The following is a 22953-nucleotide window of genomic DNA, read 5'->3' as shown; positions in this document are numbered from 1 at the left end:
CATGTCTCCTTATATTTCCTTAGTAATCTCAAGTATTTTCACAAAAGACTCTACCAGCTCTGCCCGGGTAACAGGATTTTTAGGTTTAAACCTACTCTCCTCACCAAGTCCCATTACCTCCATATCCAGTACCAACAGAACAGGCTTTAGGAAATTGTCCGTAATATCCTTTTCATCACTTATATAGATATACCTGTTGGGTACCAGGCTCTGCGTATTTGCACCGGTTTTTTCAGAATACACTTTCATTATTATAAACGCTATTTCCTGCCTGCTTATATCCCTTGTGACGCCGCCGACACCTACAAGGCTTTTTAGCCCATATTTTTCTGCCTTCTGGCCTATGCTAAGCCCCGGACTTCCACCATCTTTGCTTGTCACCTTTTCATAAAGCAAGATAACTTCCTTTACCTTAACATTTTCCTCAGGATAAAAGGACTCTAAGTTTCCGAAAACATCTCTTAAATCATACTTTGACATAAGTGTCTTTATATCCCCGGAATAGGAGTAATCATCCGGTATATCTATTGGAGCTGCCTCAAAAACAAGCACAGCGTATTCACCGGTTTTTATTGTATTAAACAATGCGCTGTTGGCAATGTAAACCGTATTTGATGATAATTTCTTCCATTTACTTTCCCCTTCGTAACTTACGCCGGGAACCTTCAGTCCTTCTTTATCCGTAAAGGTCAGCTTTGTCATCATAGGCTTTTCAAAGTCCCTAATTGTTCGGGTACCCACTATAATGGAATAGGAGCTGTTTGTGCTTTCAAGCCTGTTTTTCAGGAAAACAGACAATTCTTCCTCGATCTCTCCTATCAGCTCTAAAATAGCTTCATCAACACCAACTGAGCCTTTACTCTTTTGGGTATTCTCATTCAAAAGTTTACTTAGCTTTTCCTGGACAAGCCCCGATTCTTTATTGTACAACCGGTTGTGTATTTCATCCTTAATCTGGGAATAGGTTAAGCTTGTCCCCACGACCTCCAGGCTGACATTGTTTATTTGAGATACGGGCTCAGCTCCTTCTGGCATACTCTTAGAGGATTTCTGCAAACGCTTTATGGTAAATTTGTAGTATATGCCCTTAACATTTGAGTTGTCTTCAAGAGCAACTACTTCCTTGCTGTTTGTATCAATAGTTCCCGGCCTTAGGGTATATTCGGCACCTATCGTCTTTAATACAAGACTTGTGTTGTCTGTGTCAAGAACCTCTATTACACTGCCCGGTACATATATTATGTCTGTGCCTGCCCCTTCCGTAATATTGGATATATCCAATATAAAGGGATATGGTCCGTTGTTTTGAATTGCATTTACCATTCGGTCTTCCTTAAGGAGCAGCTTATTGTAATTGCCGTTTCTTATATCGACCCTCCAGTACAACGCCTCCTCAAACTCACGAATTTTATCCATAAACAAAGCTTCTTTTTTATTGTCGTTATCCTCTTTGTCGTAATCATCCTGATTGAATTCTGTCCTGATGTCAACAGGCCCTAAGTATTTCGAGTACGAGACAATAGTGGAATCCACAGGATCAATTCTGACAGCGCGTACTTTGATATAATATTTTGTGTTTGATTTAAGTTCAACATGCTTAATGCTTCCGTCCTGCATTTTTACCGGAAAGGTTTTTATTCTCGCATAGAAATGCTCATAGTTTACGGTGCTTGCTTTAGCATCCTTCTCCTTATAGTAAGGAAGTATTTTTCCGTCATAATTTATGTATTCTTCCAAATCTTCGTCAGAGAGCTCAATATAGTCATCGTCTGCCAAGGATTTTATTGCAAGCTCATATTTGTATCCCGGAAGACCTCTCCACTTAACTTCCAGTTGATGGCTTCCCTCCCTAGTTTTCAAGGATTGGGATGTGAAGATCGGGTCGGCGATATTGCTTTTATATACATTTATATCGTAGTATGTATCGAATTCAAGGTTTGAAAGTCTTACATAACACATTGTTCCCAACCTGACGATGTTGTACCTGTTCCTGGTCACTTGGCTAAATCTCAAGTCATCCTGATGTTTTATATATATGCTGTAGTCCTCAGTCTTTGCATTAATATCGTTGTCATTAAAGTAAAATCCCAACTGTGCATCCTTGACTGCCTCCAGCATAGATGGCTGCTCTATCATAATAGTAGTAACCGGAATTGAAACCCACAAGCTATAATTTGTTGGCTCATCTTTCTTTATTGCCCTTATGCTAAAATAGTAAAGTCGATTTGGAAATAGCCAGGAATCTACTGTAAACCTGCACTCTTTGTTCATAGAATTATACTCAAAGTTTTTTGGAAGATCCTGCAATGAAGGATCTAAGATTATGCTTCCAAATTCAGCATTAAAGCTTTGGAATACGGCATCCTCCGATCCGTCATAGTCGCCTTCATTGGGCTCAACTCTTCTTGAGGTGCATATTATTTCATAAATCACGTCATTTTCTGCTCTATTCCATGAAAATACCGCACTCAAGCTGTCAACCAACGGATTTCCGTCCTCATCCTTCGCAATATTAAAATCCGTTGGAGAAAGGGGCTTCTTTGCGGATTCATCCGGTTCTCCCATTACGCCTCGAACTGTGGTCACCGAAAGAATTGCTGAGGGTTTTGATACCTTGTCCTCAGACTCAGTACTTATCACTAACCTTGTCTTTATTACAAAATAATATGTGCTATTCGGTCTTATTTTTTCTCCAAAAAGCGTATAGGCACCTGTTCCAGGGGAGAAATTTCTTATGGCTACTCTTATGGAGCTGCTGTCATCATTTGCTCCTATAAACACCACATCACCTTTTGGATTTTCAGTTGTGCCAACCAGCCTGAAGGAGTTTATATCCGCTCTTGTACTCATATATAAATCGTAATAAACAGCTTTTGAAACTGTAGTGTCTGTGACATAGTTTTTCCAGTTGATCTTCACCTTGTCAAATTCAAGCTCTATATAATTGGATACAATAGTTTCATCACCAATTGTGACATCAGCATCATTTTTTGTTACCTTTAAATTCTTTGGAAGAGGAACATCCATTTCCTGTCCTGCACGGGTTGTAAAGCTTACTATTACGGATTTGTCCGACATTTCCTCAATATTGGTGGTATTTATGTGGTCTGCGCTTGTTGTGTACATTTGCATATAATATACCTTATTGGGCAGCAAGTAATCCGGATATCCCTCAGTATTATCTATATCCTGTTTTATAATCACAGGATTGCCATCAACATATCCTGTAAAGTACTCTCCTTTGAACAGTTCAAATCCTTTTATTGTATACTCAAGGCGGTTGCCAACCTCTTTTACAGCTTTTGAAGAGAAATATATCACTCTCCTGTATTTTGGAGCAAACTCCCCATAGGAAACATCTCCATCTTTCAGTTCGGGGTATGGTTCAGTGGTTATTTCCTCCTGATTGGTATTTAATAATATATGGAAAACAATATCCTTGCCAACTTCAGTATTTGCTTTGATTTCATTCCAGTTGATTGGTTTTTCCCAGGAAATAGTAATGTTACTGGACTTCTGGAGCACCTCTTTCCCATTAGTATCAATAGCTTTTCGGGTCACCAGTTCTCTATCAACTATTGTTATCCCACTGGGAACAAACCACTTGCTTGAGTCCTCCCCAAGAGCATAGGGCAGTTTGCCGGACTCAATTCTGTCAGTGGATGTATCCGTTTTTACCACTATTCTATAATAAATTGTATTGTTTAGGCTAACACCGGATATAACAGTCAGAGCATTGTCGGCCCCTTGCACAAAAAAGCTGTCGTCCAATGTCTTCCTAACCGTCCAGTCCCCCGGTATCGTTGGGTCATCACTGGACTGGATTTCATAGAACATTCTGGGCATATTAAGGCTTCCCTGATTTACCTTGTATATTTTTACGTAAATGTTGTTTGAAGCATCCCTGGATAGCTGAAATCTAATTGGCGTGTAGGTATAAGGGTGGCTTCCCGAAAGAATACTTCCGTTCATGTCCGAAGGTTTGCCGACAGAGACAGCGTATTTTGTTTCCTTGGCATCATTATAAAAGGCAGGTTTAATATTCATATAATAAACCGTACCAGGAAGAATATCCCCATCCGGAAGACCGTTTGTCTCTAAAGCAGGGATCGGGGTATTCTCATCCTTTCTTCCTATAAGGTCAACACTCATATAACCGTTTGCATCGGGTTGCAAATTGGAAACTTTTACACCTTCATGCCCCGAAACATGGGCAGTATAACCCGAACCCGAATACTCAATTATTATTGCTGACTGGGAAGAACCACTGTTTAGATTTAATGCGCTGGTAGATATATTTATTCTAAAGTTGAGACTTGTAATATCCAATCCATTGCCATACACTCCATTTAAACTATTCCTTATGTAGCTTACCGTACTTGATTCACTGGCATAACCAACACCAACGCCATTCCAGACCTTTGGCATCATCCACTTAAGGTTCAGTCTCGGCTTGTCACCAATCTCAAAACCTCCTGCCGGAAGGGCTGTCCTCGTCTGCTCCACACTTGATGCAAAAAATGTAATGCTCGGAAGGAAAAACAAAAGTCCCTCGGCTATTACGCTTCCAGTAGTATCCGGACTGTTGAATAATTCCACACGAATATCGTATATAAAGTCACTTTCCAAACCGGTTATTGTATATGTATTTACACTGTCATTGCTTTCAATGATATCTACTCCTCCCAAGGGAGTATGATAGCTTATACGAAATGACTTTGCACTGGCAATATTATCCCAGCGTATTTTCAAATCTCCATTTGAAAAATCTTCAACATAGACATTTATCGGAACCGGAGCAGCAAATACGTTCAATTGTGAAAAAGGCAAAAAAACATTTAACAGACATACTGTAATTACCATGGCAAGAATTTTTTTGAATTGCTTCATAGGAACCCCCCACTTTGCGGCCTATAATAATTTTAACACAAGCTACCCCCATTGCTAGTAGTATGAAATGACTGTTATTTCCTTCGAAATTATTCTCACAATAGCTTTATGTCATATTATTTATCGGCTAATTACAGTATATATTTAATATTGATTCTATGCGTATTTCTATCTTGCCGTACGAACTTCTTTGCTGATGTTCTCTGCCGCAAGGACCTGTTCTAATATTCTATTTGCACCATCAAATTCCGAATAGACAACAGGGATATCGGTTATCTCTTTCTTTACTCTCCACATATTGTCATGGGATATATGGGAAGTTACTACCACTACAACGTCGGTATCTCTCAGCTCATTACTGATTTTTGCCCACGGTTCAAAGCCTTCGAGAACTTCTGTCTTATAGCCAAACTTTAGAAGGCATAATTTGTAGGAGTTTTCGTAAGCTTTATTTCCAAGAATCAAAACCTGCTTGGTTACCTCAATTCTTTCCTTTTTACTTACTCTCTTAAAGGTACTGATATTGGAAACATTCCTCTTTACAGCATCAACCTCTAGACCGTCCCCGTCATCTTCTATCCCACAGAAATTATTATTTTCGTCTACATAGGCTACCTGACCAGGTCTTAAATAGTCCGGTGCATCATTTATCATCACAATCTCGCCTGATAGCTTTTTAAGAAAAGTCAGGCCTTCTTTTATTTCTACAGTACCATATTCAAATCTGTCATAAAATGAAGATAAAGTATAAAACTTGCATGAAGTTAAAGTGTGAACTATGTTGCCCTCATGAAGGCATAGAATTTGCTGCTCCTTAAAGGTTATGCCCTCAGTATCCATGTCCCTGAAAAATTCCTTTCCGGTTTCAATATCCCGAAGTAGAACTCCATCATCCAAAATTTTAAGCACAAAGGCCAGGGTATGCCCCTTGGCTTTTGCCGACATCATAAAACTATCCGCATTGTGTCTTACCTGCTTGTAGAATCTCAAAAAGTTGTTCTGACTATCAACAGATACAATGTTTTTATCCCGCAGTTGAACACTGGAGGGAATATTATTTAACTTCAACAACACGTTATCGCCTCTGTCAATAAAAATGCTCGAATCCTTCAGCGAAACCACTGCAAAGCTTGCAATATTTGAGCTTAACATCTCATTGTCATTTAACCAATAGGGAAAAGCGTACTGGAATCGGTTGTATTCATCAACCAGCACGAACTGATTTTGAGCTAGATATATCGAAATCGGTATTTCAAATATCTCGCATTTTTCCTTGCCGGGAAATACCGCATAGTGCTTGCCGTCCTGTATCTGGCAATAACCGATCCTTGGGGTCGGGCTTATCTTTGTATATCTTTTTGCTCTATTCTGTTCAACATTGGGAACAGTAGCTTCCAAAGATGCAGCTATTGGTCTGCTGAGCTTTGCCCCTGCCGGTTTGTAAACTGTCTCTATGATGAGAATATCCCTATCATATTTTTTACATCGAATCAATTCAATATTCCGGTCAATATGCGATACTATGTATTGATCATACTTGGTGAAGTCTCCTCCAATGCACAATAGCCCTGCTTTTGGCCAATCTATACTGTCAATATTTATATTGGGCATGGCTTTTTGTGCCAGTTTGTTAAACAGGCTCTTATGGTTTATTAGCCAATCCAGATAAAATACAGCTTTTGCTGCCACGCTTTCGCTTTTCACTGTCTGAAATAATACAATCAAGGGGTTATTCTCACTGCCCATGGCAATAACATCTATTCGCTCATTATCTCCAGCATCTACATCTACTTCTATAAGTCGCACATTAAGTAATGATTCCAGATTGCTTTTTATCTTATCCCTAATCGAGCTGTCTATATACATATTATGCTCCATTATCTCCTTAAAAGTTTTAGCGTCAAAAAGTCTTGCACCCTCCATATATATCCACCTTTCATATCCTCTAACTTATCTTTAAAAATTCACAGTATCTGCCATTATATGATATGTTGTTGTTTTGTTCCACATATTACCTCAACAACTATATAGATGTTACATCGTTTTCATTTTAGTTTCAAGCTAATTTTTTATCCCTAGTAATATGCTATTTACTTCCGAAGTCTTTCATTCTATATAGTTTATGCCTCAATTCGCATTAGTTACATCATTATCACCATTAAATATATTTCCCGCTTATAGAAGCTGTAAGCTAAGCTCTCTTGGTAAAAACTTCGAATGGGTACAAAGATATTATTGACTGAAATGTGAATAATTAACCGAAGCAAGGTAAAAAACCCTTGCTCTTTTAAGAAAATATAGAAAAGAATAGAAATAAAGATTATTACTTGAATATCATAGAGGTTATTTGCCTTTGACCTTAAGCCGTGCCATAGCCCTTGCCAGGGCTGCCTTGGATTGGATATACTCCGTTTCACTTCTTTGCCTTTGGAGTCTCTCTTCTGCCCTTGCCTTTGCAGCTTTTGCCCTATTTATATCTATTTCGTCGGGCCATTCTGCAGTATCCACAAGGATGATTGCCTGATCCTGTTTTACTTCCATAAATCCTTCACTTAGGACAGCTTCAAACCATTTGCCGTTCTTTTTGATTTTTATTGAGCCAATGTCAATTACTACAACAGTAGGGATATGACCTTTCAATATCCCCATCTCTCCTGTAGGGGTTTTGACAATGATGGTCTCAACATCACCCCAGAAAAACTTTCTTTCAGGTGTCAGAATTTCTACATAAAATGTTGATGACAAAATAGCACCCCCTACATTTCCTTTGCTCTTTCGTAAACTTCATCAATGGTTCCGGCCATATAGAACGCCGCCTCGGGAATATCGTCCATTCTACCTTCAATGATCTCCTTAAAGCCCCTTATGGTGTCCTTTATCCGTACAAATTTCCCCTTATATCCTGTATAGGTTTCCGCCACAAAGAACGGCTGTGAGAGAAACCTCTGTATCTTTCTTGCTCTAAATACTATTAGTTTGTCTTCTTCCGACAGTTCATCAAGCCCAAGTATCGCAATTATGTCCTGAAGCTCCTTGTACCTCTGCAAAATCTCCTGTACCTTTCTTGCAACCGTATAGTGCTCATTGCCGACAATTCTGCGGTCCAGTACCCTTGAGCTAGAATCAAGAGGGTCAACGGCAGGGTAAATTCCCTGTTCAACAATATGCCTTGATAGTACAGTAGTGGCATCAAGGTGGGTAAAGGTTGTCGCCGGAGCAGGGTCTGTCAGGTCATCTGCCGGCACATAAACCGCCTGTACGGAGGTAATTGATCCCTTTTTGGTAGAGGTTATTCTCTCCTGAAGAGCTCCCATGTCCGTAGCCAAAGTTGGCTGGTATCCCACAGCAGACGGAATCCTTCCCAAAAGAGCCGATACTTCAGAGCCCGCTTGAATAAACCTGAATATATTGTCAATGAAAAGAAGCACATCCTGACCTAGCTCATCTCTAAAATATTCTGCCATGGTAAGTCCCGAAAGGCCCACCCTCATTCTTGAACCCGGGGGCTCATTCATCTGTCCGAACACCAGAGCAGTTTTTTCAATAACACCGGATTCATTCATCTCATTCCAAAGGTCATTACCTTCCCTTGATCTTTCTCCAACCCCAGTAAATACGGAATATCCGCCATGCTCTGTTGCAATGTTTCTTATAAGCTCCATAATAAGTACTGTTTTACCGACTCCTGCACCGCCAAACAAGCCTATTTTTCCACCCTTGGCATAGGGAGCAAGAAGATCGATTACCTTTATTCCTGTCTCCAAAATCTCCGTTACCGGTTTCTGATCCTGAAAACCGGGTGCCTCTCTATGAATCGGAAGATATTTGTCCGTTTTTACTTCTCCCTTGCTGTCAACAGGCTCTCCCATCACGTTAAATACTCTTCCCAAAACCTCTTTGCCCACTGGAACCTTTATCGGATCCCCGGTATCAACAGCCTTCATACCTCTTTTCAGGCCGTCTGTTGAGGTCATTGATACGCACCTTACTGTATCATTTCCCGTATACTGCATCACTTCAGCAACCACGTTGGCGCCATCCCCATCGATTTTTATTGCATTGTATATCGAAGGAAGATTTCCCCTCTCAAATCTTATATCTATAACAGGTCCCACTATCTGTACCACTGTGCCTATGCTCCCGGCCGCCATTTTGCTTCACTCCATTCGTTCCTATTCTAATGCAGGTCAAATTTATCAATTTTAATCACTTTTCCTATTTTAAGGCCTCTGCTCCGCCTACGATTTCCGTAATATCCTGTGTTATTTTTGACTGTCTTGCCCTGTTGTATGAAAGATCCAGCTTTTTTAGCATATCATTTGCATTGGAAGTCGCATTATCCATTGCAGTCATCCTTGAGCTCTGTTCACTTGTAAAGGATTCTACAAAGGTTCCGTATATTATTCCTTTAACATATTTTTTAACCAATATGTCAAATACAAACTTAGGGTCCGGTTCATATTCCATGCTGTCATCAACTATCCTGCTGCTATTTTCATCAATTTGAAGTTTTTCCTTCAAGGCATCCAATTCCAAAGGCAGCAGCTTCATAATCTTCGGTTCCATCTTCATGCTGGAAAACATATGGGTATAAATTATATATATTTCATCAAAAACACCATCGCCAAAAAGCCCCAGGATAATATCTGTTATTTCCCTAGCCATATATATACTGGGGTTTTGAACCGGATAGTCAAACTCCATATTTACATTGTACTTATTCTTTGCAAAATAGTCTCTTCCTACGTTTCCGGCAATGAATAGCAAAGCCTCTTTGTCTTGTTTAAGATGCTCTTCTGCAAATTTAATTATGTTGTGGTTATACCCTCCGGCAAAGCCTTTATCTCCGGTAATAACAATGTAAACCTTTTTCTTGTCTTCCTTTTCGTCTCTGACATAGAAGTACTTGTTTTCTATTTTCCCGCTTCTCAAAAGAATATCCGCCATAGTGGATCTAACCTTTTCAAAGTAGGGACTTGACTGTTCCAGCTGCCTCTTGGCTTTTTTAAGCTTGGCTGCCGATATAAGTCTCATTGCATTTGTAATCTGTTTGGTCTCCTTAACGCTCTTCATTCTGAGCTTTACTTCGTTTATATGAGCCATCTTAAATCACCGTCCCTATATTTAAAATCCACTTATTGCTTTGTTCTGGAATACTGTGCCTTAAATTCCTCTGCGGCTTTCCTGAGCATACTCTCGGCTTCCTCGCTGAGTTCTCCCGTATTCCTTATCGCATTAATCACATCGGGATAATTGCTGTTTACAAACTTCACAAAATCCTTGTTAAAATTCCTGACTTCCTTCACCTGTAAATCCATAAGATATTTATTTGTAGCTATAAAAAGCACTATTACCTGATCTTCCACCGGCATAGTTGCGCGCCTTGACTGTTTTAAGCTCTCCACAAGCCTTTCCCCTTGTATGAGCTTATCTTTTGTGGCCCTGTCAAGGTCAGATCCAAACTGCGCAAATACAGCCAGCTCTCTGTATTGGGCAAGGTTGATTCTCAGTGCTCCTGCCACCTTTTTCATAGCCTTGTTCTGTGCTGCACCACCCACTCTCGAAACCGAGAGCCCCACATTTACCGCAGGTCTCTGCCCCGAATAGAACAGCTCCGTCTCGAGATATATCTGACCGTCGGTTATAGATATTACATTAGTCGGAATATATGCCGAAACATCTCCCACCTGAGTCTCAATTATAGGCAAAGCGGTTATTGATCCGCCCCCCAGCTCGTCACTCAGCTGTGCTGCCCTCTCAAGCAGTCTCGAATGAAGATAGAATACATCCCCCGGATAGGCCTCTCTTCCCGGCGGCCTTCTCAAAAGCAAGGACATAGCCCTATATGCAACTGCATGCTTGGACAAGTCGTCATATACTATCAGTACATCCTTATGTTCATTATACATAAATTCTTCCGCAATAGAACAGCCGGCATAGGGAGCTATATACTGCAATGTGGGCATCTCACTGGCTGTAGATGATACCACCACCGTATATTCCATGGCTCCTGCCTCCTCGAGAGTACTCACCACTTCTGCAACCGTAGAAGCCTTTTGACCTATAGCAACATAAATACATATGACATCCTTACCCTTTTGATTAAGTATTGTATCTACGGCAATAGCAGTCTTACCGGTCTGTCTGTCCCCAATTATAAGTTCCCTTTGTCCTCTACCTATGGGAACCATTGCATCAATTGCCATAATTCCTGTCTGAAGAGGTCTATTTACCGATTTTCTGTCCATTACTGATGGAGCTGCATTCTCTATAGGTCGATATTTTTTAGCCTCAATTTTACCTTTGCCGTCCAGTGGCATTCCAAGAGGGTCAATTATTCTTCCGATAAGAGCATTTCCTACAGGAACTTCAACAGTCTTTCCCGTCCTCTTTACGTATGAACCCTCTTTTATCTGTCTTTCTCCACGAAACAGCACACAGCCTATGTTATCCCCCTCAAGGTTCATCGCCATGCCGAATATACCGTTTTCAAACTCCAGAAGTTCGCCAGACATGCAATTATTGAGCCCATATACCCTTGCAATGCCGTCCCCGGCCTGCAACACATAGCCCACATCCTCGACATGGGATTTGTTTCCATAATTATCTATTTGTTGTTTTATTATCGAGCTTACCTCTTCAGGTCTTAATACCATTGTTCATCACCCCAAGCCAAAAAGCTTTTCATTTTATTTGAGCATCTTTTATTTCAACATTATTTCTTTTAAACTCATAAGTCTTGCCTTTATCGAATCATCAATAATCTTATCGCCTATCTGTATCCTGATTCCGCCAATTAGAGATTCGTCAAGGACGAATTTGGCTTTGACATCAGTCTTGTTGTAAAGCTTCCTATACTTTTCTTTTATCTTATCAATCTGCATATCCTCCAGAGGAAACGCAGAAATTATTTTCATCCTCAATATGTCTTTTCTTTCATCCGCCATTCTCGAATATTCATCCATTATACTCCTAATATTTTTCAGCCTGCCTTTGTCCAAAAGCAGCATCAATAAATTCAGGAGTTCTTCTTCAATCCGGCCTCCAAATACGTTTTGCATCGCCTTTTTTTTAGTCTCAATCAGCACCTGCGGATTAAGTAAAAAGGAGTAAAATTCCGGATTTTCCTCAAACAACTTTAAGATTGTGGCGAAGTCATTCAAAACCTCATTGGTTGAATTCTTCTCTTCCGTTACATCTATTAATGCCTCAGCATACCTGGTATTGACCAACTGCATTATTTTCACCTTCCTTGCGAAGCACACTTTTGCTCTCGTCAAGAGTCTTTATATCGCTTATGCCACGCCCTGCTCATCAATAAATTTGCTTACCAGCTTCCTATTCTCTTCAGTATCCATATTAGCTTCCAAAACCTTTGATGCTGCCTCTAATGCAAGGCTCACCACTTCATTTCTGATTTCCTTAAGCGCTTCATTTTTTTCGAGTTCAATTTCTTCTTTTGCTTTTATTTTTAAAGCTTCAGCTTCATTTTTGGCATCCTGAACTATTTTTTCATATTCCTGCTGTGCTTTTTCCTCTGCTTCTTTAAGTATCTTTTGAGCCTGAGCATATGCCTCTTTCAGTTGGCTCTCATATTTGTCCTTAAGCTCCAAAGCCTCGGATTTTTCCCTTTCCGCATTTTCCATTGATTCTATAATTGAGTTCTTCCTATTCTCCATAAACTCCGATACCGGCTTAAAGAGAAGCTTTTTTAATATCAAATAAAGTATAACGAGATTTATTGCAGTATAAATAAACGTTGGAATGCTTATAAACTCCGAAATCATTGGCAATAGCACCTCTCTTTCTTTGCTGCAAGAGACTGTTTCTCTCTTGCAGCATTTTATCTTCTACACATCTTTTACTACTTGCCTTCTACTAACATTTCCTATTTCAGCAAAACCATCAACAGCGCTATTACAAATCCGTATATTGCAGTTGCTTCTGCCAGCGCCGCACCCAAAACTACGATATTTCTTATCTTGTCTGCAGCCTCAGGCTGCCTTGCCACAGCATCTACCGCCTTGGATGTTGCTACGCTGATGCCTATTCCCGCAGCTACTCCTGTGAGCACACATATACTCGCCGCAATTGCTACTATTCCTGCCATATAATCACCTCCTTATTCAATCGCCTCACCTATATAAATCGAAGTCAGAAATACAAAAACATACGCCTGCAAGATACCGTCAAACAAATCAAAATATATACTTAAAAACGCCGGTAAAATAGCCGGGAATGCAAAATACACAAGCTCCATGATAATTACAGCCCCAAGGACATTTCCAAACATACGAAAGCACAGTGATACAGGTCTTATCACATAGTCAAGTATCTTAAAAGGCAACATCAGGGGTACAGGCTCTATAAAGCTCTTTAACCAACCCGACACCTTTCTTACTTTTATTCCGGCCAAAGCCACCGCAACCATTGACATCAATGCCAATGTCAATGTTACGTTCACATCCTTTGTAGGCGGCCTTATGGCAAAATTCAAATCCTTAAAAAATTCAATTCCAGTCCAGTGATAAATATCTTCACTAGAAGGTATGACATTAAAAACAGCTGCCATATTGGAAATAACCAAAAACATTAAAACAGTGCCTATATACGGGGCAAACAGCTTCCCATTGTGTCCCATGGAATCCTTCGCAAAATTGTACACAAATTCCACAAGAACCTCAACTACATTTTGCTTACCCTCGGGGATTGTTTTAAGCTTTCTTGTAAAGACAAGAGAAAAGATTATAAGTGCAGCCATCACAATCCACATCATGACTACAGAATCGGTAATTGACATGTCAAAGCCAAAAATAGAAATGTCAAACACCTTATTTGGCTTTATTAATCTCTGTAATTCGCTTCCGAAACCTTCCATCTTCATTCGCCTTCTTATTCAAAGTAGTTATATGTGTTTTTTACTACAGTTATTATCGTCACATTTTACCTTTAATAATATAAATAATACGGAAAAACATATTAAAAAAGGCCGAACACCTCATAGTTTCGGCATCTTCGGCAAAACTCTCAAATATACATAAATATATTCAACTGTAATTATATAACAATCTCTTCAATGTTTAAAAAGATATTACCACAGAGTTATTTACTATTCAATAGCTATTTTAAACAAATTTAATCTATTTTTTACCTCTATAGTTTATATTTATACACTAAATCCCTCAGGCTTTGTTTTTGACAATCCAAACTCAAATAAGAGCGCCTTAACGATTCTTTCGGAAGCAAAACCGTCTCCATAGGGATTAACTGCTTTTGCCATCTTGTCGTATTCCCTGTCGTCATCTAAGAGTTCCTTCGTCAAACGTATAATATTTTCTCTTTCGGTTCCCGCCAGCTTAACCGTACCGGCTTTCACTGCCTCCGGTCTTTCTGTCTCGTTCCTTAATACCAAGACAGGTTTACCCAGGGATGGTGCCTCTTCCTGGAGGCCTCCGGAGTCCGTCATAATAAGATGGGACCTTGCCATCAAATTATGCATATCCTGAACATCCAGAGGGTTAATTAGATGAACCCTCTCATGGTCACCGAGAATCTTCCTCGCCACCTCCTGCACTGCAGGATTTAGGTGAACAGGGTATACTATCTGTATATCATCATAGCTGTCGGCTATATATTTTAGGGTCTCGCAAATGTTGTACAGAGGCTCGCCAAGGTTTTCCCTTCTATGGGCCGTAACGGTTATAATCCTCTTTTCTAAATCCAGCTTTTTAAGGCTGTCATCTGCAAAACTATAATCCTCCACCACAGTAGTCTTTATGGCATCAATTACAGTATTACCGGTTATATATATTTTGCTTTCGTCTACGCCCTCCCGGACAAGATTATCCCTGTTGGTCATAGTCGGCGCAAAATGCAGATCGGATATCACTCCCGTAAGACGTCTATTTATTTCCTCGGGATATGGGAAGTATTTGTCATAAGTACGAAGCCCAGCTTCCACATGTCCCACGCTAATCTTTTTGTAGAATGCAGCTAAACTTCCCACAAAGGTGGTAGTGGTATCTCCATGAACCAATACTATATCGGGCTTAGCTTCATCAAGAATAATGCTTAAGCGTTCCAGCGCCCTCGTGGTTATATCTATTAATGTCTGTTGATCCTTCATTATATCCAGATCATAATCCGCGTCTATATTAAACATTCCCAGCACCTGATCAAGCATTTGCCTGTGCTGTGCCGTAACACAAACAATAGTCTCAATTTGACTGCACTTCTTTAACTCATTGACTAAAGGTGCCATTTTTATGGCTTCAGGCCTGGTTCCAAAAACAGTCATTACCTTCAGTTTCTCCAATTTTTATTCTCCTCGCTGCCTACTGCTGATTTTCCAAGTCTTTCATTTCATTGATAACTGGACTTACCAACTCTTCAGTTGGTTTGTATTTTTCAGGTATTTCTACATCATCCATCTCCAGCATATATCTTGACCCGCCGATTACAAATGCCGCAACGGTTATTACAAGTATAATGGCACTGACAAAGCCTTTATCTGCCAGCACTATAGCACTTAATCCCAATGCTCCGCTTAGCGAATACATAACCAGCACCGTCTGCCTTTGACTGTATCCCATATCTATAAGCTTGTGGTGCAAATGTCCCCTGTCTGGCTGCATAATAGGCTTTCTGTTTAAAGCCCTACGGAATATGGTAGATATCGTGTCAAACAGTGGAAGTCCCAGCACCAGCAACGGAACAGCAATCGAAAGAGCTGCATAGGATTTAAGCATGCCTTGTATGGAAATAACCGCCAGTGTGAATCCCAAAAATGTAGCACCGGTATCCCCCATAAATATCTTCGCAGGATTAAAATTATACGGCAAAAATCCCAAGGTAGAACCGGCCAGTATCACGGTAATCATTGCACTTCCCACATCACCTGTAATAAGCGAAACAAAGAATAAAGAAAGATATGATATAGAAGATATCCCCGCTGCAAGACCGTCGAGCCCGTCAATCAAATTGATTGCATTGGTTACACCTACTATCCACATAATGGTGAGGGGATAGGAAACGAAATCGTTAAACTGGGTCGTTCCTCCCTCTGCAAAAGGATTTGTAATATTTACAATTCTAATATCCGATATAAATACAACCGAAAGAGCAGCTATTATCTGAAAGATCAGTTTGAATCTAGGTCCGAGCTGTTTTATATCATCAACAATACCGATAGCAACTATAATAAAAGCACCAATAAGCATTCCCAAAAGCTGTCTGTTAGGTATAATTCCCTTCATATTCAGATATGTACTTAACATTCCAAACAATAAAGATACAATAAACCCAGTGAATATAGCTAATCCACCAAGTCTAGCAACAGGCTTTTTATGCATCCTCCTTGCATCTTTGGGTACATCGACAGCTCCTATACTAAATGCTATTTTTTTAGCAATCGGTGTAGAAGAAAACGCTACGATAAACGCCAGTGCAAAGAATATGATATATTCATAAACCACAACCAACACCTTCTTCTTTATTAGTAGCCTTAATCTTTTGTATATAAAATTTATCTTAAGTTATGTCTATTTTTCAAAATCAATACTAAACCTTAGAACCGGCATCGAATTTCACAACTCTGATACCGGCTTCTTTCAATATTTCCATGGACAGTTCGTCCGGATAATCACCTTTAAATACAATCTTTGTTATTCCCGCATTTATAGCCATTTTAGCACACAATATACATGGCTGGTTTGTCACATACAGTGTACCGCCCTTCACACTTGTACCGGAGTATGCCGCCTGAACAATTGCATTCTGCTCCGCGTGTATAGCCCTACAAAGCTCGTGTCTCTGTCCGGAGGGCACCTTGAGCTTATCCCTCAGACAACCAACCTCACTACAGTGTTTGCAGCCCATCGGTGCTCCGTTATAACCTGTTGCAAGAATTCTCTTATCCTTGACAATCAAGGCACCTACTTGACGCCTTAGGCATGTAGACCTGGTTTTTATAAGTTCAACTATTTCCATAAAATATTCATCCCAGGATGGTCTCATAAGCTTTCCCCCCGATTAATGCTAAGATTAATGCTAAAAAGTCTTATTTTGTGCCAAAAAGTCTTATTTTGTGCCAAAAAGTCTGTCCCCTGCATCTCCTAATCCCGGAAGTATATATCCGTGTTCATTTAATTTATCGTCTACAGCAGCACAATATATTAACACATCGGGATGTTCGTCATTTATTTTTTTAATTCCGTCCAAAGATGCAATGAGGCACATCAGCTTTATGCTGGTTACACCTTTTTCCTTTAAATATTTAATTGCTGCAGATGCGGAACCACCGGTTGCAAGCATAGGATCCAACACAACAATTTCCCTTTCGACTATATCACAAGGAAGCTTGCAATAATACTCCACCGGCTGAAGAGTCTCAGGATCCCTGTACAAACCTATATGTCCTACTTTTGCCATAGGCAAAAGCTTCAACATGCCGTCAACCATACCCAATCCTGCTCTTAGAATCGGAACAATACCAAGCTTTTTACCGGATATAACCTTAGTTCTGGCCACACCAACAGGAGTCTCAATCTCAACTTCTTTAAGAGGCATATTTCTCGTTACTTCAAACCCCATCAACATAGAAATTTCGGAAACCAATTCACGAAACTCCTTGGTCTGGGTATTTTTGTCCCTCAATAATGATATCTTATGTTGAATTAACGGATGATCCATAACAAAAACATTATTCATATATTTTTATCTCTCCTATTTGCTGTATTTTTTCTCAATTTCACCAATCTTGCCAACCCTGGCTGCATGCCTTCCGCCCTGAAACTCAGCTTTCAACCAAGTATCAACAATATCTAAGGCAAGGTCAAGACCGACAACCCGTTCTCCTAAGGCCAGTATATTGGCATCATTATGCTCCCTGCTCATTCTTGCCATGTAGCTGTTGGTGCATACAGCAGCTCTGATGCCCGGAACTTTGTTTGCAGACATTGATATACCAAGTCCGGTACCGCATATTACAATACCCTTGTCACAATCTCCGCTTTTTACAGCCTCCGCAACCTTAAGTCCATAATCCGGATAATCTACCGAGTCATTTCCGCATGTTCCAAAGTCTATAACCTCATAATCTCTTTTTTTGAGAAAATCTATTACTTCTCTTTTTAAATTGTAACCTCCGTGATCGCTTCCAATTCCAATTTTCATAGTATCCTCCAAGAATATATTTTATAGCATTAATATGCTCATGTCAAAGATTGTTTTAAGACAAAAAAGCCGTATTTGCCTTAAGGCACAAAAGTAATTGTCATTTAAGCTTCATTATTATTCTATCCAAAGCGTCCTTTATTTCCTTAGCACATTCCTTGTACACTTCTTCAGGAAAACCGTAAGGGTCGCCAATATTCATATTATGCCCGTATCTACGCTGATGGTTCATAGAGTTACTGCTCACGTCATCCTCATAGGCATATTCTTTAATCGTATAGGTTTTATCTGCCGCGCCGGGAAACATTCTCAAAACCGCATTCTTATGTTCCTCGGTCATCGTCAGTATTATATAGGCACTCTCCACATCACTTTTTGTAATTCTCCTAGCTTTGTGAGACGAAATATCCACATTGTATTGTTCTTTTAAAACCTTTTGTGCCTTTGGATTGGCACAATCATTTTCAAAAGCGGAGAGCCCCGCCGAAAATGCCTTAAAATCCTTAGTTCCGTCCTTATCGTTCTCTACTATATAATTAAACAGGCCTTCTGCCATACTGCTCCTGCAGGTATTTCCGGTACAAACAAAAAGTACTCTTTTCATATTTGGGCTCCTTTGCAGTCTACAACTCCAATAATCTTATGTAATTTTTTTGATTACTAAATATCAATCCACTACGTAGCCTTTATTATATTATATCCGGCAGCTTTTTTCATCCTGTTCATCACTGCCAGTCCAATTCCTTCGTTATTAATTGCTTCTGCAAGTATAACCTTAATACCAATATCGTCAAAATCCCTAAAAGCCTTAAACAAGTTGGCTGCTATCGTCTCCGGCTCCATTCTGTCACCTAGTGTAATGGAAGGTATACCCTTGTAAAGCTCCCTGGTCTGCTTGGTTGACAGCACGCCCACAGGAATATTCTGGCTTTGATATTCCATAATAAGGCTGTTTATCTTTTCCGCAACCTTTAAGGGCTCTCCCTCGACCACAATCACATCAGCTTTTGGAGAATAATGGGTATATTTCATTCCCGGTGCCCTAGGCACAAGATCCTCCGAAGGCTTTTTCATTAACGATGGATCTATTGACACATTTCCCACAACGTCTCTCAGTTGCTCAAAGGACACGCCTCCCGGCCTTAAAATTACAGGCATGTCGGTGGTAACGTCCAAAACTGTGGACTCAACACCGATATCAGCACTGCCGCCATCGATTATAACGTCTACCCTGCCGTTCAAATCATCTATCACATGCTTTGACGTAGTCGGGCTTGGCTTTCCCGACAAATTGGCACTGGGGGCAGCTATGGGAATACCAGCCTCCCTTATCAGGGCAAGAGCTATGGGATGCGACGGCGCCCTAAGCCCAACAGTAGAAAGCCCTGCTGTAATAACAGGGGGTATTTTATCGGATTTTTCAAGAACAAGGGTAAGAGGTCCCGGCCAGAACCTGTCCATTAAAACTTGAGCTTTTTCGGAAACTGCCATGGCCAGTCCGCCAACAGATTCCTTTCCCGTTATATGAACAATTAATGGATTGTCCGAGGGCCTTCCTTTTGCTTCAAAAATCTTCTTTACGGCATTTTCATTTAATGCGTCCGCTCCAAGGCCATAAACCGTTTCGGTGGGAAAAGCCACAATGCCTCCCCCTCTTAAGACCTCTGCAGCATACTTTATTTTCTCAATATCAATATTATCTGATTGTATCTTAAGTATCTTTGTTTTCACTTTACTACTCCTACCCGTGCTTCTTTATTGTAAAAAAGCATTAAAACCAACCTTCTATAATCCTTTTTTTAATTTAGTAATGTAACTATTATACCACAAATAATCCCCAAAACATTCCCTATTGACGATAATCTGCCCAAATATAATCTTTTCGACTCTACCACCAATTCTCCGTATACCACATAAAGCATTGCTCCCGCTGCAAATCCGAGGCAAATACCGATAAATTTTTGGGATATTCCTCCAAGAAGAGCTCCAGCCAAAGCACCTACCCCCATAGGAGCTCCAGAGAGCATAGTAATGATAAAAGCCTTTGATCTGCTAAAGCCTCCCGCACGCATTGGAACTGCCATGGCAATCCCTTCGGGAATATCATGTATCATGATGACAGAGGTTATCATGACTCCTAAGCTTATTGAAGCGCCAAAGCCCGAACCCACAGCAAATCCCTCGGGAAAATTATGAAGAGCGATTCCCACTGACATCAATATGCCCGTTCTAAGAAGACTTGAGCTGTTTTTCTTGGGCTTTGCCCTCTGGTAACGCATCATCAACTCTTCCACCGCAAGCATGGTCAGCACTCCGGCAAAAACTCCCGCAAAGGTCAACCCCCTGCCCCCATAAGTAAATGCCTCAGGAATAAGCTCGAAACATACGACAGACGTCATCAGCCCTGCTGAGAATTCTAGTATGAAGCTTAGAAAGCGTCGGTTCACATCCTTAACAAAAAAAGCCGTTAAGCCTCCGATACCAGTTCCCGTGATACCTGAGACAAGGCCTATCAAAGTGACTTTAATTAAATAATCCACAATTATCCCCCAGTTTTGTTCTTTTACTAACATTCTATTCCCATGGGGGACAAATTATTATACTATCTTAATCCTCGCCGTCATCAGCACCGCTTCCGAGTCTGTCGGCCTGATCCGTAGTAATCAGCGCATCCAATATTTCATCAATATCACCATCAAGTATATCCTCTATCTTGTAAAGGGTAAGTCCAATCCTATGGTCAGTTACCCGTCCCTGAGGATAATTGTACGTTCTAATCCTCTCACTTCTGTCACCAGTACCGACTTGGCTCTTCCTCTCCTGAGCAATCTCGCTGTTCTGCTGCTCCTGAGCAATCTCATAAAGCTTGGACCTTAACACTCTCATTGCCTTGTCCTTGTTTTTATGCTGAGATCTCTGGTCCTGGCAACTGACAACCAACCCCGTAGGCAAGTGGGTTATTCTTATGGCCGAATCGGTCTTATTAATATGCTGTCCACCGGCACCGGAAGCTCTATAAGTATCAATTCTCAAATCATTTGGGTTTATTTCCACATCAATTTCTTCAACCTCCGGCAGTACCGCCACCGTAACTGTGGATGTATGAACCCTTCCGTTGGCTTCCGTAGATGGAATCCTCTGTACCCTGTGAACACCGCTTTCAAACTTCAACCTGCTGTATGCCCCACTCCCATCAATGGAAAACACTACCTCTTTAAAGCCACCTATTTCCGTAGGATTGGAATCAAGGATTTCTGTTTTCCACCTGTTTCGCTCAGCATATCGGGTATACATTCTAAATAAATCCCCTGCAAACAGCGCAGCCTCTTCGCCTCCCGCACCGCCTCTGATTTCGACAATAACGCTTTTTTCGTCATTGGGGTCCTTCGGAAGAAGAAGTATTTTCATTTCCTTCTTCAGAACTTCTAGCTTTTCCTGCGCTTCATCAAGCTCCATTTCAACCATTTCACGAAATTCTTTATCCAGCTTTTCATTCAGCATTTCTTTGGCATCGGAAATTTCCTTATTTACTTTTTTATACTCACCATATTTAGCTACAAGCAATTCCAATTCCGCATGTTCCTTCATAAGCTTCCTGTATTCATCCTGATTTGCTATTACAGTTGGGTCGCTTAATCTGTGATTTATTTCATCATATCTATTTTCTGCCGCCTGAAACTTCTCAAACATATTGCACCTCTTACATCATCATTATTAAATTCACAATCACATATTATACCATGTATCCGTGTTTTATTCTACACAAAAATGTTTTCTTTAATGCCCTTATGTTTTGCCGGGCAGGATATATTTAAATATCTCCCAATTAACCAGAGCAAAGATAACCGTTATTACCATTACTCCGTTTATCAGATATCTTATAGGCTTTAGCAGAATCCAGTTGTTTTTTGTCAAAACCCTCAGAACTCTGTATATTAGCTCCAATATACACCACGCATACGCGAAGATACCCGCCATGTTAAACCTGAGGGCATCTGCAAAATCAAAATGACTTATAGAAACAAAACTTCTTGTCATGCCACAACTAGGACAATTATAACCGGTAGCGTTTTTAAAAAGGCATGTACCCGGAATCTCGAAATCAAAACCCGGAAGTTGTAAGTAAGTATAATTATCCCTGACTTTCAAAAGAAAGGAGCACAGAATAACAAAAAACAGGAATAAAATCAGTAATACATCATTCCTGTTATTATATGAATATATCTTTAAATTTTTGCCGTTATTAGAGTTTACGGACATTTTATATACTACCCCATTTTTCTTATGGATAAATAAAATCTAATTATTTAATAATCCCTATTACAAAACTGATAGCCCACAGAGCCAAACCAATTATGCCCAGAATTTTCCCTGCGTTTCCCATTGAGCTATTGGACTCGTTTCCTTTAATTATAGCTAAAGGTCCAAAAACTATAGCTAAAGGTCCAAAAACAATTGAACAGCAAAAAATCGACAATAGACCGAAGATTAACGCCTGAGTACCTGCTTTGTCGCTATCAGCCGTATAATGGGTATTTCTTCCGCTATTCGAATTATAGCTTGAACTATAATTTGTGTTCATGCTTGGATTCACATTCATATTCGCACTTGGGTTTGAATCAAAATTTTCATTGCTTCCTTCAAAATACTCTGAATTGCCTTCCGGAATCTGTGCACCGCACCATTCGCAGAATGAATTAAAATCGTTGTTGGTGTTTCCACAATTTGGACATTTCCTCATTAACATACCCCCATTCTTTAGCAGTTAGTGTAAAGTAAATTACACTAGTTATATATTGAATATGCTATTTATCAACGGTTTCAAAGTTTTTTGATATAAAAAAACAATGACCCCCTTTTTTCTGATATAATTGAGTTCACCACAAACAA

General features: G+C 40.1%; 21 protein-coding genes. All 21 read right to left on the bottom strand.

The features are described 5' to 3' along the window. Positions 1 to 9: 9 nt before the first annotated feature. Positions 10 to 4890: a ferrous iron transporter A gene (locus EFD62_RS06825; protein ID WP_128705898.1), complete on the bottom strand. Its 4881-nt coding sequence runs from the start codon at positions 4888 to 4890 to the stop codon at positions 10 to 12. A gap of 168 nt (positions 4891 to 5058) precedes the next feature. Continuing rightward, the gene (locus EFD62_RS06820) at positions 5059 to 6813 is read right to left on the bottom strand and encodes a DUF2325 domain-containing protein (protein ID WP_128705897.1); all 1755 of its coding nucleotides are present in this window, start codon (positions 6811 to 6813) and stop codon (positions 5059 to 5061) included. 420 nt (positions 6814 to 7233) lie between these two features. Continuing rightward, positions 7234 to 7635 (bottom strand): F0F1 ATP synthase subunit epsilon, encoded by a 402-nt coding sequence (locus tag EFD62_RS06815; RefSeq protein WP_069195647.1) that lies wholly within the window; start codon positions 7633 to 7635, stop codon positions 7234 to 7236. Positions 7636 to 7646: 11 nt separating this feature from the next. Then, complete coding sequence (gene atpD, locus EFD62_RS06810; RefSeq protein WP_069195646.1) at positions 7647 to 9041, bottom strand: F0F1 ATP synthase subunit beta; 1395 nt, start codon at positions 9039 to 9041, stop codon at positions 7647 to 7649. A gap of 64 nt (positions 9042 to 9105) precedes the next feature. Further along, complete coding sequence (gene atpG / locus EFD62_RS06805) at positions 9106 to 9993, bottom strand: ATP synthase F1 subunit gamma (protein WP_128705896.1); 888 nt, start codon at positions 9991 to 9993, stop codon at positions 9106 to 9108. 32 nt (positions 9994 to 10025) lie between these two features. Continuing rightward, positions 10026 to 11546: a F0F1 ATP synthase subunit alpha gene (atpA, locus tag EFD62_RS06800; protein WP_128705895.1), complete on the bottom strand. Its 1521-nt coding sequence runs from the start codon at positions 11544 to 11546 to the stop codon at positions 10026 to 10028. Between the two features lie 48 nt (positions 11547 to 11594). Further along, positions 11595 to 12128 (bottom strand): F0F1 ATP synthase subunit delta, encoded by a 534-nt coding sequence (locus EFD62_RS06795; protein WP_235832588.1) that lies wholly within the window; start codon positions 12126 to 12128, stop codon positions 11595 to 11597. Between the two features lie 57 nt (positions 12129 to 12185). Continuing rightward, positions 12186 to 12677 carry a F0F1 ATP synthase subunit B gene (gene atpF, locus EFD62_RS06790; protein WP_128705894.1) on the bottom strand — a complete coding sequence of 164 codons (492 nt, stop codon included), beginning with the start codon at positions 12675 to 12677 and terminating at the stop codon, positions 12186 to 12188. A 101-nt stretch (positions 12678 to 12778) separates the two neighbouring features. Next, complete coding sequence (gene atpE, locus EFD62_RS06785; protein ID WP_069195641.1) at positions 12779 to 13000, bottom strand: ATP synthase F0 subunit C; 222 nt, start codon at positions 12998 to 13000, stop codon at positions 12779 to 12781. Between the two features lie 12 nt (positions 13001 to 13012). Beyond that, on the bottom strand, positions 13013 to 13768 hold the full coding sequence (locus EFD62_RS06780) for a F0F1 ATP synthase subunit A (RefSeq protein ID WP_069195640.1): 756 nt from the start codon (positions 13766 to 13768) through the stop codon (positions 13013 to 13015). Positions 13769 to 14056: 288 nt separating this feature from the next. After that, the gene (gene wecB / locus EFD62_RS06775) at positions 14057 to 15205 is read right to left on the bottom strand and encodes a non-hydrolyzing UDP-N-acetylglucosamine 2-epimerase (RefSeq protein ID WP_069195639.1); all 1149 of its coding nucleotides are present in this window, start codon (positions 15203 to 15205) and stop codon (positions 14057 to 14059) included. A 19-nt stretch (positions 15206 to 15224) separates the two neighbouring features. Further along, the gene (locus tag EFD62_RS06770; protein ID WP_069195638.1) at positions 15225 to 16364 is read right to left on the bottom strand and encodes an MraY family glycosyltransferase; all 1140 of its coding nucleotides are present in this window, start codon (positions 16362 to 16364) and stop codon (positions 15225 to 15227) included. Between the two features lie 85 nt (positions 16365 to 16449). Then, positions 16450 to 16905 (bottom strand): deoxycytidylate deaminase, encoded by a 456-nt coding sequence (locus tag EFD62_RS06765; RefSeq protein WP_069195637.1) that lies wholly within the window; start codon positions 16903 to 16905, stop codon positions 16450 to 16452. Positions 16906 to 16968: 63 nt separating this feature from the next. Beyond that, complete coding sequence (upp, locus tag EFD62_RS06760) at positions 16969 to 17598, bottom strand: uracil phosphoribosyltransferase (RefSeq protein ID WP_069195636.1); 630 nt, start codon at positions 17596 to 17598, stop codon at positions 16969 to 16971. Positions 17599 to 17613: 15 nt separating this feature from the next. Then, positions 17614 to 18063 carry a ribose 5-phosphate isomerase B gene (gene rpiB / locus EFD62_RS06755; protein ID WP_069195635.1) on the bottom strand — a complete coding sequence of 150 codons (450 nt, stop codon included), beginning with the start codon at positions 18061 to 18063 and terminating at the stop codon, positions 17614 to 17616. 100 nt (positions 18064 to 18163) lie between these two features. After that, positions 18164 to 18667 (bottom strand): low molecular weight protein arginine phosphatase, encoded by a 504-nt coding sequence (locus tag EFD62_RS06750; RefSeq protein WP_069195634.1) that lies wholly within the window; start codon positions 18665 to 18667, stop codon positions 18164 to 18166. Positions 18668 to 18738: 71 nt separating this feature from the next. Continuing rightward, the gene (locus EFD62_RS06745; protein ID WP_069195633.1) at positions 18739 to 19794 is read right to left on the bottom strand and encodes an L-threonylcarbamoyladenylate synthase; all 1056 of its coding nucleotides are present in this window, start codon (positions 19792 to 19794) and stop codon (positions 18739 to 18741) included. A 68-nt stretch (positions 19795 to 19862) separates the two neighbouring features. Further along, positions 19863 to 20603, bottom strand: a complete 741-nt coding sequence (locus EFD62_RS06740) for a ZIP family metal transporter (RefSeq protein WP_083225231.1) — start codon at positions 20601 to 20603, stop codon at positions 19863 to 19865. A 67-nt stretch (positions 20604 to 20670) separates the two neighbouring features. After that, on the bottom strand, positions 20671 to 21753 hold the full coding sequence (gene prfA, locus EFD62_RS06735) for a peptide chain release factor 1 (protein WP_069195631.1): 1083 nt from the start codon (positions 21751 to 21753) through the stop codon (positions 20671 to 20673). A 96-nt stretch (positions 21754 to 21849) separates the two neighbouring features. Next, positions 21850 to 22323 (bottom strand): DUF2752 domain-containing protein, encoded by a 474-nt coding sequence (locus tag EFD62_RS06730; RefSeq protein WP_069195630.1) that lies wholly within the window; start codon positions 22321 to 22323, stop codon positions 21850 to 21852. A gap of 43 nt (positions 22324 to 22366) precedes the next feature. Beyond that, a complete protein-coding gene (locus tag EFD62_RS06725; RefSeq protein WP_128705893.1) occupies positions 22367 to 22804 on the bottom strand; it encodes a DUF4190 domain-containing protein in 438 nt (145 codons plus the stop codon). Between the last annotated feature and the right edge of the window lie 149 nt (positions 22805 to 22953).

It is taken from the genome of Acetivibrio mesophilus, assembly GCF_004102745.1.
In the GTDB taxonomy this organism is placed as follows: domain Bacteria; phylum Bacillota; class Clostridia; order Acetivibrionales; family Acetivibrionaceae; genus Hungateiclostridium; species Hungateiclostridium mesophilum.
This window is presented reverse-complemented; position numbering and strand designations above follow the sequence as displayed.